General features: G+C 75.7%; 15 protein-coding genes. 7 read left to right on the forward strand and 8 right to left on the reverse strand.

All coding sequences use genetic code 11. The features are described from left to right. Positions 1-79 precede the first annotated feature (79 nt). A complete protein-coding gene (locus ACFVVL_RS26895; RefSeq protein WP_387679554.1) occupies positions 80-1,141 on the forward strand; it encodes a methyltransferase in 1,062 nt (353 codons plus the stop codon). 19 nt (positions 1,142-1,160) lie between these two features. On the opposite strand, the gene ACFVVL_RS26900 is transcribed toward ACFVVL_RS26895, so the two are convergent. Next, positions 1,161-1,979, reverse strand: coding sequence for an SAM-dependent methyltransferase (locus tag ACFVVL_RS26900; RefSeq protein WP_387679557.1), 819 nt, complete (start codon positions 1,977-1,979; stop codon positions 1,161-1,163). A gap of 53 nt (positions 1,980-2,032) precedes the next feature. On the opposite strand from ACFVVL_RS26900, the gene ACFVVL_RS26905 reads away from it, so the two are divergent. Continuing rightward, complete coding sequence (locus ACFVVL_RS26905) at positions 2,033-2,446, forward strand: MarR family winged helix-turn-helix transcriptional regulator (protein ID WP_387679560.1); 414 nt, start codon at positions 2,033-2,035, stop codon at positions 2,444-2,446. Positions 2,447-2,482: 36 nt separating this feature from the next. Here ACFVVL_RS26905 and ACFVVL_RS26910 read toward each other — a convergent pair whose 3' ends face one another. Beyond that, positions 2,483-2,923: a VOC family protein gene (locus tag ACFVVL_RS26910; RefSeq protein ID WP_380298201.1), complete on the reverse strand. Its 441-nt coding sequence runs from the start codon at positions 2,921-2,923 to the stop codon at positions 2,483-2,485. A 170-nt stretch (positions 2,924-3,093) separates the two neighbouring features. On the opposite strand from ACFVVL_RS26910, the gene ACFVVL_RS26915 reads away from it, so the two are divergent. Next, positions 3,094-4,209, forward strand: coding sequence for an FAD-dependent oxidoreductase (locus tag ACFVVL_RS26915; protein ID WP_387679563.1), 1,116 nt, complete (start codon positions 3,094-3,096; stop codon positions 4,207-4,209). An 86-nt stretch (positions 4,210-4,295) separates the two neighbouring features. On the opposite strand, the gene ACFVVL_RS26920 is transcribed toward ACFVVL_RS26915, so the two are convergent. After that, a complete protein-coding gene (locus ACFVVL_RS26920; RefSeq protein WP_387679566.1) occupies positions 4,296-5,621 on the reverse strand; it encodes an ALF repeat-containing protein in 1,326 nt (441 codons plus the stop codon). A 256-nt stretch (positions 5,622-5,877) separates the two neighbouring features. Between ACFVVL_RS26920 and ACFVVL_RS26925 the strand changes: the two genes are divergently transcribed. After that, a complete protein-coding gene (locus tag ACFVVL_RS26925; RefSeq protein ID WP_387679569.1) occupies positions 5,878-6,021 on the forward strand; it encodes a hypothetical protein in 144 nt (47 codons plus the stop codon). A 66-nt stretch (positions 6,022-6,087) separates the two neighbouring features. Here the strand turns inward: ACFVVL_RS26925 and ACFVVL_RS26930 are convergent, their stop codons facing one another. Continuing rightward, positions 6,088-7,089, reverse strand: coding sequence for a polysaccharide deacetylase family protein (locus ACFVVL_RS26930; protein ID WP_387679571.1), 1,002 nt, complete (start codon positions 7,087-7,089; stop codon positions 6,088-6,090). Between the two features lie 307 nt (positions 7,090-7,396). On the opposite strand from ACFVVL_RS26930, the gene ACFVVL_RS26935 reads away from it, so the two are divergent. After that, positions 7,397-8,215, forward strand: a complete 819-nt coding sequence (locus ACFVVL_RS26935; protein WP_387679574.1) for a methyltransferase domain-containing protein — start codon at positions 7,397-7,399, stop codon at positions 8,213-8,215. 17 nt (positions 8,216-8,232) lie between these two features. Here the strand turns inward: ACFVVL_RS26935 and ACFVVL_RS26940 are convergent, their stop codons facing one another. From ACFVVL_RS26940 to ACFVVL_RS26950, 3 genes are read right to left on the reverse strand one after another with little or no spacing between them, the layout of a single operon-like run. Then, positions 8,233-9,843 (reverse strand): MFS transporter, encoded by a 1,611-nt coding sequence (locus tag ACFVVL_RS26940; RefSeq protein WP_387679577.1) that lies wholly within the window; start codon positions 9,841-9,843, stop codon positions 8,233-8,235. 12 nt (positions 9,844-9,855) lie between these two features. Further along, complete coding sequence (locus ACFVVL_RS26945) at positions 9,856-10,161, reverse strand: SHOCT domain-containing protein (RefSeq protein WP_380297719.1); 306 nt, start codon at positions 10,159-10,161, stop codon at positions 9,856-9,858. A 51-nt stretch (positions 10,162-10,212) separates the two neighbouring features. Continuing rightward, the gene (locus tag ACFVVL_RS26950) at positions 10,213-10,683 is read right to left on the reverse strand and encodes a DUF6325 family protein (protein ID WP_387679580.1); all 471 of its coding nucleotides are present in this window, start codon (positions 10,681-10,683) and stop codon (positions 10,213-10,215) included. 280 nt (positions 10,684-10,963) lie between these two features. Between ACFVVL_RS26950 and ACFVVL_RS26955 the strand changes: the two genes are divergently transcribed. Further along, entirely contained in the window at positions 10,964-12,340 is a 1,377-nt protein-coding gene (locus ACFVVL_RS26955; RefSeq protein ID WP_387679583.1) for a hypothetical protein, read from the forward strand. A 12-nt stretch (positions 12,341-12,352) separates the two neighbouring features. Here the strand turns inward: ACFVVL_RS26955 and ACFVVL_RS26960 are convergent, their stop codons facing one another. Beyond that, positions 12,353-12,751, reverse strand: a complete 399-nt coding sequence (locus ACFVVL_RS26960) for an SHOCT domain-containing protein (protein WP_380297723.1) — start codon at positions 12,749-12,751, stop codon at positions 12,353-12,355. A gap of 214 nt (positions 12,752-12,965) precedes the next feature. Between ACFVVL_RS26960 and ACFVVL_RS26965 the strand changes: the two genes are divergently transcribed. Further along, a complete protein-coding gene (locus tag ACFVVL_RS26965; RefSeq protein WP_387679586.1) occupies positions 12,966-13,874 on the forward strand; it encodes an SGNH/GDSL hydrolase family protein in 909 nt (302 codons plus the stop codon). Positions 13,875-13,885: the final 11 nt, after the last annotated feature.

The following is a 13,885-nucleotide window of genomic DNA, read 5'->3' on the forward strand; positions in this document are numbered from 1 at the left end:
CGCGGCGCGCCGGGCTTCGGGGCGGTGTCCGGTGGGCAGCCTCCCGGGCGGACGGACGGCCCGCGAGGAGGAGGACGACATGAGTCAGGACGAGGACCGGACCACCGGCGAGCGGACGGGGACCGTGGACGACCCGGAGGGCCTTCGGCGGTCCGCGGCCTTCCTGGTCGACGAGGCGCTCGGCTTCCTCTTCCCCGCCGCCCTGCGCGCCGCCGCCGACATCGGGGTGGCCGACCACCTGGCGGACGGCCCCGCCGCCCCCGCAGAACTCGCCGCCGCGACCGGTACCGACGCCCGCAATCTGCACCGGGTGCTGCGCCTGCTCGCCACCCGGGGCGTGGTGACGGAGGACGAGCAGGGCCGCTTCGCGCTGACCGCGGCCGGCCAGGCCCTGCGCGGTGACGTCCCGTACTCGGTGCGCTCGGCCGTCCAGATGCTCACCGACCGCACCATGTGGCGGCCGGCCGGGGAGCTGACGCACTGTCTGACCGAGGGCACCACGGCGTTCGAGAACATCTTCGGCATGCCGTTCTTCGACCACTTCGCCAAGGACGCGCGCACCGCCGCGGTCTTCCACGTCGGCATGGCGGCGATGTCCGACCAGGAGAACGCGCCGATCGCCGCCGCCTACGACTTCCCGGAGAGCGGCACGGTGGTGGACATCGGCGGCGGGCACGGCGGTCTGCTGCTGGAGGTGCTGCGCCGCAACCCCGGCCTGCGCGGCGTCCTCCACGACCGCTCCCACGTCCTCGCCGGCAACCGGCTGGAGGCGCACCCGGAGCTCGCCGGCCGCTGGACTCCGCAGGAGGGCGACTTCTTCACCGCCGTGCCCGCCGGTGACGTCCACCTGCTGAAGCGGATCACGCACGACTGGACGGACGAGGACTGCGTGACCCTGCTCGGCCACTGCCGCCGCGCCCTGCGTCCGGGCGGACGGGTCCTGGTGGTGGACGCCGTGGTCCCGCCGGGCAACGCGCCGCACCAGTCCAAGGCCCTGGACCTGATGATGATGGCCTCCCTCACCGGCCGCGAGCGCACCGAGGCGGACTTCGCGGAGCTCTTCGCCCGGGCCGGGCTGCGGCTGTCCCGGGTGCTCCCCACGCCGACCGTGCTGTCGGTGGTGGAGGCGGTCGCGGCCTGAGCCGGCGGGCGACGGTGCCTCAGGAGTCCTCCCCCCGGGGGTGCCGGAGCGCCTCGACGAAGCCGGCGGCGGAGGGGCCGGGCAGCGGGCGGGCGTGGCGTTCCGCGAGCCGCTCCAGGGTGGTGAGCCCGGTGGTCCAGCCGTGCCCGTCGAGCCAGTCCCGGGTGCCGGGGCCGAGGCCGCCGCGCCACAGGCCGGTGAGGTGGGCGAGGGCCGGGTCGTGCGGTGTGGCGGTCACGTCCCGGCCCTGTTCCAGCAGCAGCCGGCTGCCCGGGGCGGCCAGCGCGGCGACCGCGGTGAGCAGGGCCGCCGCCTGCTCGGGGGTGAGGTAGACCAGCAGCCCTTCGGCCAGCCAGGCCGAGGGGCGCCCCGGGTCGAAACCGGCGTCGACCAGCCGGGCGGGCCAGTGCGGCTCCAGCAGGTCGGCCGGCAGTACGGTGCGGGCCGTCCTCGGCTCGGCGCCCAGGCCGTCGAGGACCCGCTCCTTGAAGGCCAGCACCGGGCCCAGGTCGAGTTCGAACACCCGGGTGCCGGCCGGCCAGTCCAGCCGGTGCGCCCGGGTGTCGAGGCCCGCGGCGAGCAGCACCACCTGGTCGGCGCCGGCGGCGAGCAGGCGGTCGTCGTAGAAGCGGGTGCGCAGGATGCCGTGCGCGACCAGGGCCCGGGCGAGGCCGCTGTCCGGACCGGCGGCGGGCAGCGCCACCCCGGCGGCGGCGGCGAACGCGGCGGCGTACGGGTCGACGAACAGCGGGTCGGGTCGGGAGCTCTCGTAGGCCCGCACCATCGCGACGGACAGGGCGGTGCGGGACACCGGGCTCAGTGCTTCGGGGGTCGTCATGGCCGGCAATCTACATCGCTGCCGATGCATCTGTGAAGATGTATTCTTTCGGCATGGACGGCGTACAACTCCTCAGGCTCGGCAAGCGGTTGACCGAACTCGGCCGCGAGATGATCATCGACCCGGCCTCCGAGCACCTCACCCCCGGCGAGATCGCCGTGGTCGCCGACGTGTACCGCCATCCCGCGACCTCCGCCCGGGACATCCAGGTGCGCACCGGCTTCGCGCAGAGCCATGTCTCGGTGTCCGTCGCCCGGCTGCGCGAACGCGGGCTGCTGGACGCCGCCGCCGACCCGCGCGACGGGCGGCGCACCCTGCTGACCGTCTCCGACGTGGCCCGGCGCGCCATCCGCGAGCACGTCGCCCGGCCCGCCGAGCCGCTGATCGCGAAGGCCGTCCCGGACCCGGAGCGGGCCCGCCGGGTCACCGAACTGCTCGACGAACTCGCGGCCCTCCTGCTGCCCTGACGGCCCGCGTGCCGGTGCCGCCCGCCGGACGGGGCGTCAGCCGAGCTCCTCGGCCAGCCCGACGACGATGTCCTCGGGGCCGCGGACGTAGCAGAGCCGGTAGACGTCCTCGAAGCGCACGATCTCGCCGACGAGTTCGGCGCCGTGGGCGAGCAGGCGCGCGACCACCTCGTCGATGTCGTCGACGGCGAACATGATCCGGCGGATGCCCAGGGTGTTGGCCGGCGCCCGCCGCGGCTCGGGGCTGACCGCCCGCGGCGCGTGGAACGAGGCCAGTTCGATCCGGCCGTGGCCGTCCGGGGTGCGCAGCATGGCGACGTCCTGCCGGACGCCCTCCAGGCCGATGATCCGCTCCACCCAGCGGCCCTCGACCGGGAAGCGGCCCTCCGGCTCCAGGCCGAGTTCGGTGAAGAACGCGACGACCGCGTCCAGGTCCTCGACGACGATGAGCACGTTGTCCATCCGGCGGACGGTCATGGCAGTTCTCCTCGGTGCGGTCGGCCACGGGGCGGATCGGTACCCGGCGGGCGGGGCCGCCGGGTACCGATCCCGGCCCATCCTCCACCGGCCCGGCCGCCGGGCGCGGCGAGCCGGTGACGAGTCGCCGGAGTATCGTCACGGGGACAACCGAGAACCGGGGGGCCATCGTGACCATCGCCATCGTCGGAGCCGGCCCGGGGGGCCTGCTCCTCGCCCGGGTGCTGCACCTCAACGGCATCGACGCCGTGGTGTACGAGCGCGAGGCCGCGCGCGACGCGCGCGGCCAGGGCGGCATGCTCGACCTGCACGCGGAGACCGGGCAGCGGGCGCTGCGCACGGCCGGGCTGACCGACGGGTTCCGGGCGATCGCCCGCAGCGCGGGCCAGGACCTGCGGCTCCTCGAACCCGACGGCACCCTGCTGCTGCGGGAGGACACGCCCGACGACGCGCCGCTCGACCGGCCGGAGGTCGACCGCGCCGATCTGCGCGCCCTCCTGCTGGACGCGCTGCCCGACCGCACGGTGCGCTGGGGGCACGCCGTCGAATCCGCCGGCGACGGCGTGCTGCGGTTCGCCGACGGCGGCACCGCCGCCTACGACCTGCTGGTCGGCGCGGACGGCGCGGACTCCCGGATCCGCCCGCTGCTCACCGACGCCCGGCCGGCGCACACCGGCCAGAGCGTCGTCGAACTCGGCATCCCGGACGTCGACCGCACCCGTCCCGACCTCGCCGCGCTGGTCGGGCGCGGCAACTACTGGGTGCTCGGCAACGGGCAGTCCCTGGCGGCGCAGCGCAACGGCGACGGCCGGGTACGCGTCTACCTCAGCTTCTACGACACCGCCGAGGACTGGCTCGCCACCAGCGGGATCCCGTTCGACGACCCGGCCGCCGCCCGGGCCCGGCTGGCCGGCCTGTTCGACGGCTGGGAGGCCGAGGTCGCCGCGCTGATCGGGGCCTGTGACGACACGGTGCTGCCCCGGCCGATCAGCACGCTCCCGGTCGGCCTGACCTGGCCGTCGACGCCCGGCGTCACGCTGCTCGGCGATGCCGCGCACCTGATGCCGCCGGTGGGGCAGGGCGCCAACATGGCGCTGCTGGACGGCGCGCTGCTCGGCCTCGCCCTGGCCGCGCACCGCGAGGACGCCACCGCCGCCGTCGCGGAGTACGAGCGGGAGATGTTCGAGCGCACCGGCGCCGCGGCCCGGCAGTCCGCGCGCGTCCAGGAGATCCTGGCCTCCCCGGACGCCGCGCGGACCATGCTCGCGTTCTTCCAGCCCGGCTGAGGGCCGGTCAGGAGGCCGGCCGGGGCGCTGCGGTGGCGCCCCGGCCGGCCTTCTGCGGTTCGCCGGGGCCGGTCCCCGGCGGCAGGTCAGCCCTCGGTGGGGCGCCGGCGGCGGGAGACCACCACGAGGCCCGCACCGGCCGCGACGGCCGCCGCGGCGGCGCCGGCCTCCCAGCCGAGGCCCTCGGCGCCGGTGGCGGCGAGCTGGCCGGGGCGGGCGGCGGTGTCGCCGCCGCCGGTGGAGGTCGTGGTGCGGGCCGCGGCCTGGACCACCGGGGCCTGGCCGGCCGGCGCGGCCTGGGGGGTCGCGGTGGCCTGCGGCGCCGGGGTGGCCGTGGACTGCTCGGCCGGGCGCTCGGTCGGCCGGGTGGTGGGCTGGGTGGTGGGCTTCGCGGCGGCGGCCTCGTCCTCGGCACGGGCCGCGGCCCAGCCGCGGTCGAGGAAGGCCAGGACGGCCTGGTCGTCGCCGTCCAGGGCGGCGAGCGCGGCCTTGCGGACGGCCGGGCCACCGGTCTCGGCGATCTGCGACACCTTCACCCGGTTGTCGCTCATCCGCACCGCCGCCAGCTCGGACTCCAGGAAGCGGCGCAGGCCGGCCGCGTCACCGGCGAGCGCCTTCCGGGCGGCCTCGCGGGTGTGCCGGCCGCTCTGCGGGTCGGCGGCGATCTGCTCGATCTCGGCGCGGTCGTCCTCGGCGCGGGCCGTGTACTGACCCTCCTTGAGGAACTGCACGATGTCGGCGTAGCTGCCGGACATCGCGGCGGACGCGGCCTTCTTCACCGCGGGGCCGCCCTTGGAGAGGATCTGGGTGACCAGGACGCGGTCGTCGTCGGCCTGCTGCTTGGCGAGCTCGACCTCCAGGAAGTGCCGCAGCGCGGCGGGGGTGCCGACAGCCAGGGCCCGCTGGGCGGTCTCCCGCACGCCCCGGCCGGTCTGCGGGTCGGCGAGGATGCGCTCGATCTCGGCGCGGTCGTCCTCGGCGCGGGCCGTGTACTGACCCTCCTTGAGGAACTGCACGAGGTCCGCGTAGCTGCCGCGGAGCGCGGCGGTCGCGGCCTTCTTCACGGCCGGGCCGCCGACGGCGAGGATCTGGAAGGCCCGGACGCGGTCGTCGGTCACCCGGGCGTTCTGGAGGCCCTCCTCCAGGAAGGTCCGCAGGTCGGCGGCCGTCCCGGCGGCGAGGGCCCGCTCGGCGGCCTCCCGCACGGAGATCCCGCTCGCCGGGTCCGCCAGGATCTTCCGGATCTCGGCGCGGTCGAGGTCCTCCTGGGTGGTGCCCCCCTCGGAGGCGGTGTCGGGCCCGGAGACGCCGACCGGGGCCGGAGCGTCGGCGGCGGAGGCGGAGGACGGGAAGAGGACGGCAGGGGTGAGGACCGCGGCGGCGACGACGGCGGACACCCGGGGAAGCTTCATCCGGCAGAACCTGCTCTGTACGAAGAGTCTGTGAACGCACGAAGCATAGGGCCTTTTCACCGACCGTCACATCCTCATATTTTCAGGCCTCCCGGTCCGGCGGGCGCGGGGTGTCTGCGGGTCGGCCGCGCACGCCCCCGGGCCGTCGGCCGGCGCCGTCCGGGCCGGTGACGGGTCGCCACGCTCGCGGCGGCCCGACCGGTCCGCGCCGTCCGGGCAGACCGGGCAGACCGGGCAGACCGGGCAGACCGGGACCATGAGCGACCTCGACGAGGAGCGGCGTCCGGCGCCGCCCGAGCTGCGCGGGCACCTGGCGGAGGTGGTCCGCCGGGTGCGGGCGGTCCGCGGGGCGGGGACGGTGGGCGCGGAGGCGGAGGCGGCCGCGGCCTCCGGCCGGTGAGGCCGGCGCCGGCAGCCCTCGGGCGGCCCTGCGCCAGGGCGGCGGGCCCGGACGCGCCGCCGCAGGTCAGGCGGCGGCGGGGTGGACGGCGGCGAGCAACTCGTCGAGGCTCACCAGGCGGTATCCGCGGTCCCGCAGGCCGGTGATGACGGCGGGCAGGGCGGCGACGGTCTGGGAACGGTCGTCACCGGCGTCGTGCATGAGGATCACCGAGCCGGGGCGGACCTGGCTCAGGACGCGTTCGGCGATGACGTCGGGGCCGGGGCGGGACCAGTCCTTGGCGTCGACGTCCCAGAGCACCGTGATGAGCCCCGACGCGTCGACGGCGCGCAGGAGTTCGGGGCTGCGTCCGCCGTACGGGGGCCGCAGCCAGCGGACCGGACGGTCGTCGCCGCAGGCTTCGGCGATGGCCTCGCGGGTGTGGCCGAGCTGGCGGGCGAGGCCGACCGGGCCCAGGTCGGGCAGATAGGCGTGGGACCAGGTGTGGTTGCCGAGGGTCTGGCCGGCGTCGGCGATCCGGCGCACCACCTCGGGGTGGGCCAGCACGTTCAGGCCGATGCAGAAGAACGCCGCCGGGGCGTCGTGGCGGCGCAGCACGTCCAGCACCTGCGGGGTGAACTCCGGGTGCGGGCCGTCGTCGAAGGTCAGCGCCACCAGCGGACCGGCCTCGGCACCGCCCGTCAACACGGCCCCCCTTGCCGCGAGTTGCCGCTCGACCGCAGCGCTGGAGCGGTCCGCCGCCGCGATCTCCGCCTCGCGCCCGCTCATCGTCCACCCCGCCGGGGGCAGCGCGGTCAGGGCCTCGGAGCGGGAGCGGCCGAGGGCGGCGAGCAGTTCCGCGGCGGCGCCGCCGTCCGCCGGGAACGGCGGATCGGCGCGGAGCACCGGGATCCCGGCGGCCCCGAGGGGCGCGTCCAGGACGCCGTTGGCACTGTCGACGACCACGGTGAGGCCGCCGGGGGTCCGGGCCGCCAGCTCGGCCAGCCGGGCCACCGGCCTTTCCACGCCGCAGCGTTCGAGCACCTCGACCGCTCCCGGTACGGCGATCCGATAGCCCTCACGCGTCACACCCACACCCGCGAACCGCACCGCGCTGCCCTCCCTGGAACGACTCCCCGTGGGACGACTCCGCCGCAACGACACCGTGGCGCGGTCGCGGCCGAAGGGACGGCTCCGGGCGCCACCCGGCCCCGCTCCCCCACCGGCGTCCCCTACGGCGGGCAGCCCAGATCATACGGACGCCGGGCGCCCAGGACGATAGGGCGGAACGGAACGGTTCGGGACGCAAGACCGGCTCGGGTACGGAGGATTGATTCCGTGCCAGGCCGTGGCGCGCCGCCGGTCCGCAGCCGGCGAGGTCCCTAGAGTGGGCCCCATGACCGACCCGCGCCCCACCTCGGCCTTCCACCCGGCCAACGCCGATCCCGCGCTCACCGAACGGCTGGTCACCGCACTGGACGCGCTGGCCGCCAACCCCGGCGTGCGGCAGCTGCGCGCCTGGGCGCACGAGCGGCTGGCGGTGGCCGCCGGCGAGCGGGTGCTGGACGTCGGCAGCGGCACCGGTTCGGAGACGCAGGTGCTCGCCGCGGCGGTCGGGCCGGGCGGCAGCGCGCTCGGCATCGAACCCCACCCCGGCCTGCGCGCCCTCGCCGAGCGGCGCGCCGCCGACGCCGGCAGCGCGGCCCGGTTCGTGGACGGCGACGCCCTCGCGCTGCCGCTGCCCGACGCCGGGACGGACGCCGTCCGGTGCGAGCGCGTCCTGCAGCACCTGACGGATCCGGCGCGGGCCGTCGCCGAGATGGCCCGGGTGCTGCGGCCCGGCGGCCGGGTCACCCTGCTGGACACCGACTGGGCCACCTTCGTGATCCACCCCGCTTCCCCCGACGTCCGGGCCGCGCTGTCCACGGTCGTCCAGGAGGCCGCCGCCACCCCGGACGCCGGGCGGCGCCTCGCCGAGTGGGAGGCCGGCGCGGGGCTGACCGTCGACGCGTTCGGCTCGGCCGTCCTGCTGCACGACCCGCGCTCCGTCACCTGGCCGCTGGTGCACGGGCTCGGGACGGCCGCCGTCGAGCGGGGGCTGATCACCGGGGCGCAGCGCGACGCGCTCTACGCGGACCTGACGGCCGCCGCCGGGCGCGGCACGTTCCACCTGTCGGTCACGATGTTCGCCGTTCTCGCCCACCGGCGCCGCTGAGAGGCGTCGGCCGGCGGCTACTCCTCCGTGCCGGGCCCGCCGTCCCTGCCCGTGGGCGGGCGGGCGGAGGGCAGGCGGCGGGTGAACAGCAGGGCGCCGGCGGTGATGCCCGTGCAGGCCAGCACCGCGGCCTTGAGCCCGGCGATCTGGGCGTCCCGGTAGCTCTCCACCAGGGCCGAGGCCTCCTGCGGCGGCACCTCCGGGTGCGCGGCCAGCGCCGTCGCCACGTCGTCGGCGGGCACGAAGGACAGGCCCGCCTCCACCCGGACGGCGGTCTGCTCGGCGACGGCGGCGGAGACGCGGGGGTCGTCCTCGATCCGGGTGGTGACGGAACTCGCGAGGGCGCCGATCAGGATCGCGCCGATCAGCGCCGTCCCGAGCGAGGAGCCGAGGTTCTGGGCGGTGTACTGCAGGCCGCCGGCCTCGCTGCGCTCCTCCTGGCGCACGCTGGACTGCACCGTGTTGCCCAGCTGGGAGGCGAGCATCCCCATGCCGACGCCGAGCAGCGCCATCGCCCCGGCGAAGGAGCCGCCGCGCAGCTCCGGCCCGATCGCCGCGATCAGCCACAGGGTGGCGGCGACCAGGACCAGCAGCCCGGCCCGGGCGATGGTCCGGGGCGAGGCGAAGCGCAGCAGCAGGGAGCCGGACATCGAGGCCGCGAGCATGGTGACGGACACCGGCAGCAGCCGCAGGCCCGTCTCGAAGGCGTCCAGGCCCTGGACGACCTGGAGGTAGAGCGGGATGACGAAGAACAGGCCCAGCAGCACGGTGTTCTGGTTGAAGAGGGTGACCAGCCCCGCGCGCAGCGTCCGGTTGTCGAACAGCGCGAGCGAGACCAGCGGGTCCAGGCCCTTGTCCTCCCGCCGGCGCTCGTGGACGCAGAACGCGTAGACCAGTGCGCCGCCGAGGGCCACGGCGAACAGCGTCGGGGCGAACCCGAGGACGGTGAACGGCGGGTTGCGCGGCTTCACCCAGCCCCAGGTGCCGCTCTGCAGCACGGCCAGGACCATCACGGCCAGGCCGGAGGCCGACAGCACGACGCCCGCCACGTCGAGCTTCGGCCGCCGCTGCGGAGGCGGCTGCCCCGGCACCCAGCGCATCAGGAACAGGATCATGACCACCAGGACCACCTCACCGGCGAACACCAGCCGCCAGGTGAGGTACGTGGTGACCCAGCCGCCGAGCAGCGGCCCCACCGCGATGCCCGCACCCGCGAGGCCGCCGATGACGCCGTAGGCCACCGCCCGCTCGCGTCCGTGGTAGGAGCCGGCCACCAGCGCGGCCAGGGCGGGCAGGACCAGGGCCGCGCCGAGTCCCTCGATGACGGACCAGCCGAGCGCGAGCACGCCCACGGTGGGCGCCACCGCGGTCAGCCCCGAGCCGACCCCGTACACCACCAGCCCGGCCACGAAGACGCGGCGGCGGCCGAACATGTCGCCGATCCGGCCGCCGGTCAGCATGAACGCGGCCATCACCAGGGTGTACAGGGTGATGACGGCCTGGATGGCGGTGACCTCGGTGTCGAAGTCCTCCACCAGCTGGCTGATCGACACGTTCATCACCGAGGCGTCGAGCACCATCAGGAACTGGGCGGTGCCGAGCACGACCAAGGGCTTCCAGCGGTTCACCGCGCCTCCCGGTCAGCTGCCGAGGATCCGGGCCTTCTGGGCGGCGAACTCCTCCTCGGTCAGGACACCCTGGTCCTTGAGCGAGGCGAGGTCCTTGAGCTGGTCGAGCTTCTCCTCCATGGTCGGGGCGGCCGCCGGTGCGGCCTCGGGCGGTGCGGCGGGCGGCGGGGGCGCGGCGGGCTCGGCGTAGTAGCCGGCCTGCTGGGCGTCCTGCTGCGCCCAGCGGCCGGCCTGGCGGCGCGAGACGCGGTTGGAGACGGCGGTGGCCGTCCCGGCGACCACCGCGGTACGGGCGACTCCGCGGAGCAGTCCGGGCATGGCTTCCTCCTGAGGGGGTGAGGGGCGCGGGCTGGGGGTGAGGGGCGCGGGTCAGCCCGCGGCGTCGGATCCTTCGAGCGCGTCCAGGACCTCCAGGAGGTCCTGGAGCTGGACGCGCCCGCCGGCGACGATGCGGGCGTCCTCCCGGCGCAGCGCGCCGGCCAGCGGCGCCGCCCAGCGGTTCTCGTAGAGCAGGACGGCGGCGGAGTCGCCCGGCTCCAGGAGTGCGCCGGCCTCGGCGAGGTCGGCCTCGCCGAACAGGCCGGAGGAGGCGCCCTCGAAGACGGCGAGGTCGAGGCGGCCGTCGCCGGTGACGTCGGCCAGTTCGAGGCCCGCCACCGTGCCGTCCTCGTCCTTGCGGACGAAGGTCAGGTCGAGGACGCGGATGATGTCGCGCTCGACCAGGTCGACGAGCAGCGGAAGCCCCTCGCCGGTGAGATGGCTGCCGGGGAACGCGATGACGAGGTAGTCGATGGGGCCCGGTTCGTCGAGTCCGCTGGGCGTCTCGGGTTCGCTGCTCACGTCGGCTCCTGTGCGCGGGGAGGGCCGGCCGACGGCGTCGGCCGGGAGCCGGCTCCGGGTGCTGTCGTGGGGCCGACCCTCGGCGACGCTAACCCGCCGCCCGTGCCGGGCGGCTCACCTGTTCGGGGTGATCCGGGTCGCCGTCCGGCCCGCCGGGCCCTTGGCTGGTGTCGACGGCGGTCCGTCGTTCCGACGCCGCCTCGACACCGCCGCCTCGACACCGCCGTCCCGACAACGCCGTCCCGACACCGCCGTTCGCCCAGAGCGAGGAGCCGCCCGCATGCCACCGGCCGATCCCAGCACACCGCAGCCCGAGGACCCGCGGCCCGGCCGCCCGGAGTCCGACGAGCTGGAGGCGCTCCACCACCGGGTCGCCCAGCTGGAGGCCGAGGCCCGGCGCCGGCCGCCGCAGCACCACCGGCTGCGCACCACCGGTGCGACCGTCCTGGTGATCGTGGCCTCCGTGCTGTCGCTGCTGGCCGTGATCGCCGTCTGGGCCCACGACGAGATCACCGACACCGACCGGTTCGTCGCCACGATGGCACCGCTCGCCCACGACCCCGCCGTGCAGAACGCCCTCGCCGACCGGATCACCGAGGCCACGACGGAGCAGATCGACGTCAAGGCCGTCGTCAACGACCTCTCCCAGGCCGCCGCCGACCAGGGCGTGCCGCCGCGGCTCGCCCAGCTCCTGGGCGGGCTGACCGGTCCCCTGGAGGGGGCGCTGACCGACCTCGTGCACGGCGCCGCCGAGCGGGTGGTCACCAGCGACGCCTTCGCCACCGTGTGGGAGGAGGCCGTGCGGGCCGGGCACGCCACCATGGTCAAGGCGCTCACCGGCCAGGGCGGCGGCGCGGTGGTGCTGAAGAACGACGAGGTCGTGATCGACATCGGGCCGATGGTGGAACGGGTGAAGACCGAGCTGGTCAACGCCGGTTTCGCGCCCGCCGCCAAGATCCCGGAGGTGCACACCTCGTTCGTGGTGTTCTCCTCGCCCGACCTCGCCAAGATCAAGGGCGGGTTCCGGCTGCTGCAGATCCTCGGCTGGTGGCTGCCGGTCATCACCGTGCTGATCGCCGCGGCCGGCGTGCTGACCGCCTTCAACCGGCGGCGTGCACTGATCGGCGCCGCCCTCGGTATCGGGGCGGCGATGCTGCTGCTCGGCATCGCGCTGGCGGTCTTCCGCTCCTACTTCCTCGACCACCTGCCGGCCGACGCCTCGCAGGCAGCCGCCGGCGCCGTCTACGACGCCCTCGTCGACTACCTGCGCTCCGGCGTGCGGATGATCGGTTTCCTGGCCGTGGTCGTCGTGGTCGGGGCGTTCTTCGCCGGCCCCTCGCGCGCCGCGGTGACCGTGCGCTCGGTGGCCGGGCACGGGGTCGCGGCGCTGCGCTCCTCCGCCGACTCGGTCGGCTTCCGGGCCGGGCCGGTGGAGCGCTTCGTGCGGCGCTGGAAGCGGTGGCTGGGCGTGCTGATCCTGGTCGTCGCCGCCGTGGTCTTCGTCCTCTGGGACCACCCGACCGGGATGGTGGTGTTCTGGTTCGCCGTGGTCGTGCTGGCGGCCTTCGCCCTGCGCGAGTTCCTCGCCCCCGCGCACCCCGTCACCCCCGCGCCGGCGTCCCCCGCGCCGGTGGGCACGGGGGACGCGGAGCACTGAGCCCCTGCGGCGTCACCCCAGGACGAGCGCCTTGGCGCGCTGGTACTCCTCCTCCGTGATGGAGCCGTTCTGCTTCAGCTCCGCGAGCCGGGCCAGCTCCGAGGCGGTGCCGGCCGGCTTCGCCTCCGCCCCGGCGGCGTCGCGTACGTAGGTGCGGAACTCCGCCTCGGCCTCCTTCGCCCGCGCCGCCTCGCGCATCCCCATGCCCTTGCCCCGGGCGATCAGGTAGACGAACACCCCGATGAACGGCAGCAGGATCAGGAACACGCACCACCCCGCCTTGCCCCAGCCGTTCACCGTGTCGTCCCGGAACAGGTCGCCGAAGACCCGGAACAGGAGCATGAACCAGAGGATCCAGAGGAAGATCCACATGGTCGTGAGGAAGATGTTCAACAGCGGATAGTCGTCCATCGCCCGCCTCCGGGGGGAGTAGCCGAACCGCCGGGCGGCGCCGCCGCCCGTCCCCCTCGTCCCCCACGATCACCGACCGCGGCGGCGCGCGCACCACCCCGGACGGGTGATCCCGCCGCCGGGGCCCGCGCGCCGGTTCGGCCGCCCCGACGGGCGCCGACCGGGTGGTTCGCACACAATCCTGCTGATGGCCGGAAGAATGCGAGGAGCAGCCGTGCGACGTCACCCGGGCGCCCCGAGGGGCGGCGTTCCCCGTACCACCCGTTGGCTCACCGCCGCGCTGGTGTCGGCCGTCGTGGCGGCGGGCGGGCCGTTGGGCGGGGCACCGGCCGCCGCCGCGCCGATCGGGGGGTACGAGCACTACGTCGCGCTGGGGGACTCCTACGCGGCGTTCGGAACCGTGTCCAAGAACGACGGCACGCCCGCCGGCTGCGGCCGCGCCCGCGACAACTACCCGAACGGCCTCGCCGCGGCGCTCGGCCCGGCGGGCTTCGTCGACGTCACCTGCGGCGACGCCACGACCCTGAGCATGACCGTCCCGGAGCCGGTGCCGGGCGGGGTGAACCCGCCCCAGTTCGACGCGCTGGGGCCCGACACCGATCTGGTCACGGTGACCATCGGCGCCATGGACGCGCTCAGCGGCCTTCTGGCGGCCTGCGCCGCGATCGGCAGCACCGACCCGCAGGGCAACCCGTGCCAGCGCGCCTACACCGCGAGCGGGACCGACCGGGCGGTCGCCGCGATCGACGCGACGCGCCCGAGGATCGAGGGCGTCCTCGACGGTGTCCACACGCGTTCCCCGCACGCGACCGTGGTCCTGGTCGGCTACCTGTCCGTGCTGCCGCCCACCACCGGGTGCTGGCCGGACGTGCCGATCGCCCGCGGCGACGTCCCCTATGCGTACGGCCTCCACAAGCGGATGAACGCGGTGCTCGGCGAGGCCGCTGCCGGCCACCGGGCGATCTTCAGCAATCCCGGCGACGCCCTCGGACACGACGCCTGCCGGCCGCCCGGGGTCCGCTGGGTCGAGCCCCTCGACCCGGCCCCGGACACCAATGCCACGCACCCCAACGCCGCCGGGCAGGCCTACGTCGCCGCGCTCACCAGGGCGCTGCTGCCGTGAGCCACGCGCCC

This window comes from Kitasatospora sp. NPDC058115 (genome assembly GCF_042884635.1).
Classification (GTDB): domain Bacteria; phylum Actinomycetota; class Actinomycetes; order Streptomycetales; family Streptomycetaceae; genus Kitasatospora.

What these genes read in the sequence shown, in the direction of transcription:
- ACFVVL_RS26910 (WP_380298201.1), bottom strand. Translation starts at nt 2,923, where the DNA reads ATGACCGTCCGCCGGATGGACAACGTGCTCATCGTCGTCGAGGACCTG.
- ACFVVL_RS26900 (WP_387679557.1), bottom strand. Translation starts at nt 1,979, where the DNA reads ATGACGACCCCCGAAGCACTGAGCCCGGTGTCCCGCACCGCCCTGTCC.
- ACFVVL_RS26905 (WP_387679560.1), top strand. Translation starts at nt 2,033, where the DNA reads ATGGACGGCGTACAACTCCTCAGGCTCGGCAAGCGGTTGACCGAACTC.
- ACFVVL_RS26920 (WP_387679566.1), bottom strand. Translation starts at nt 5,621, where the DNA reads ATGAAGCTTCCCCGGGTGTCCGCCGTCGTCGCCGCCGCGGTCCTCACC.
- ACFVVL_RS26925 (WP_387679569.1), top strand. Translation starts at nt 5,878, where the DNA reads ATGAGCGACCTCGACGAGGAGCGGCGTCCGGCGCCGCCCGAGCTGCGC.
- ACFVVL_RS26945 (WP_380297719.1), bottom strand. Translation starts at nt 10,161, where the DNA reads ATGCCCGGACTGCTCCGCGGAGTCGCCCGTACCGCGGTGGTCGCCGGG.
- ACFVVL_RS26895 (WP_387679554.1), top strand. Translation starts at nt 80, where the DNA reads ATGAGTCAGGACGAGGACCGGACCACCGGCGAGCGGACGGGGACCGTG.
- ACFVVL_RS26935 (WP_387679574.1), top strand. Translation starts at nt 7,397, where the DNA reads ATGACCGACCCGCGCCCCACCTCGGCCTTCCACCCGGCCAACGCCGAT.
- ACFVVL_RS26960 (WP_380297723.1), bottom strand. Translation starts at nt 12,751, where the DNA reads ATGGACGACTATCCGCTGTTGAACATCTTCCTCACGACCATGTGGATC.
- ACFVVL_RS26955 (WP_387679583.1), top strand. Translation starts at nt 10,964, where the DNA reads ATGCCACCGGCCGATCCCAGCACACCGCAGCCCGAGGACCCGCGGCCC.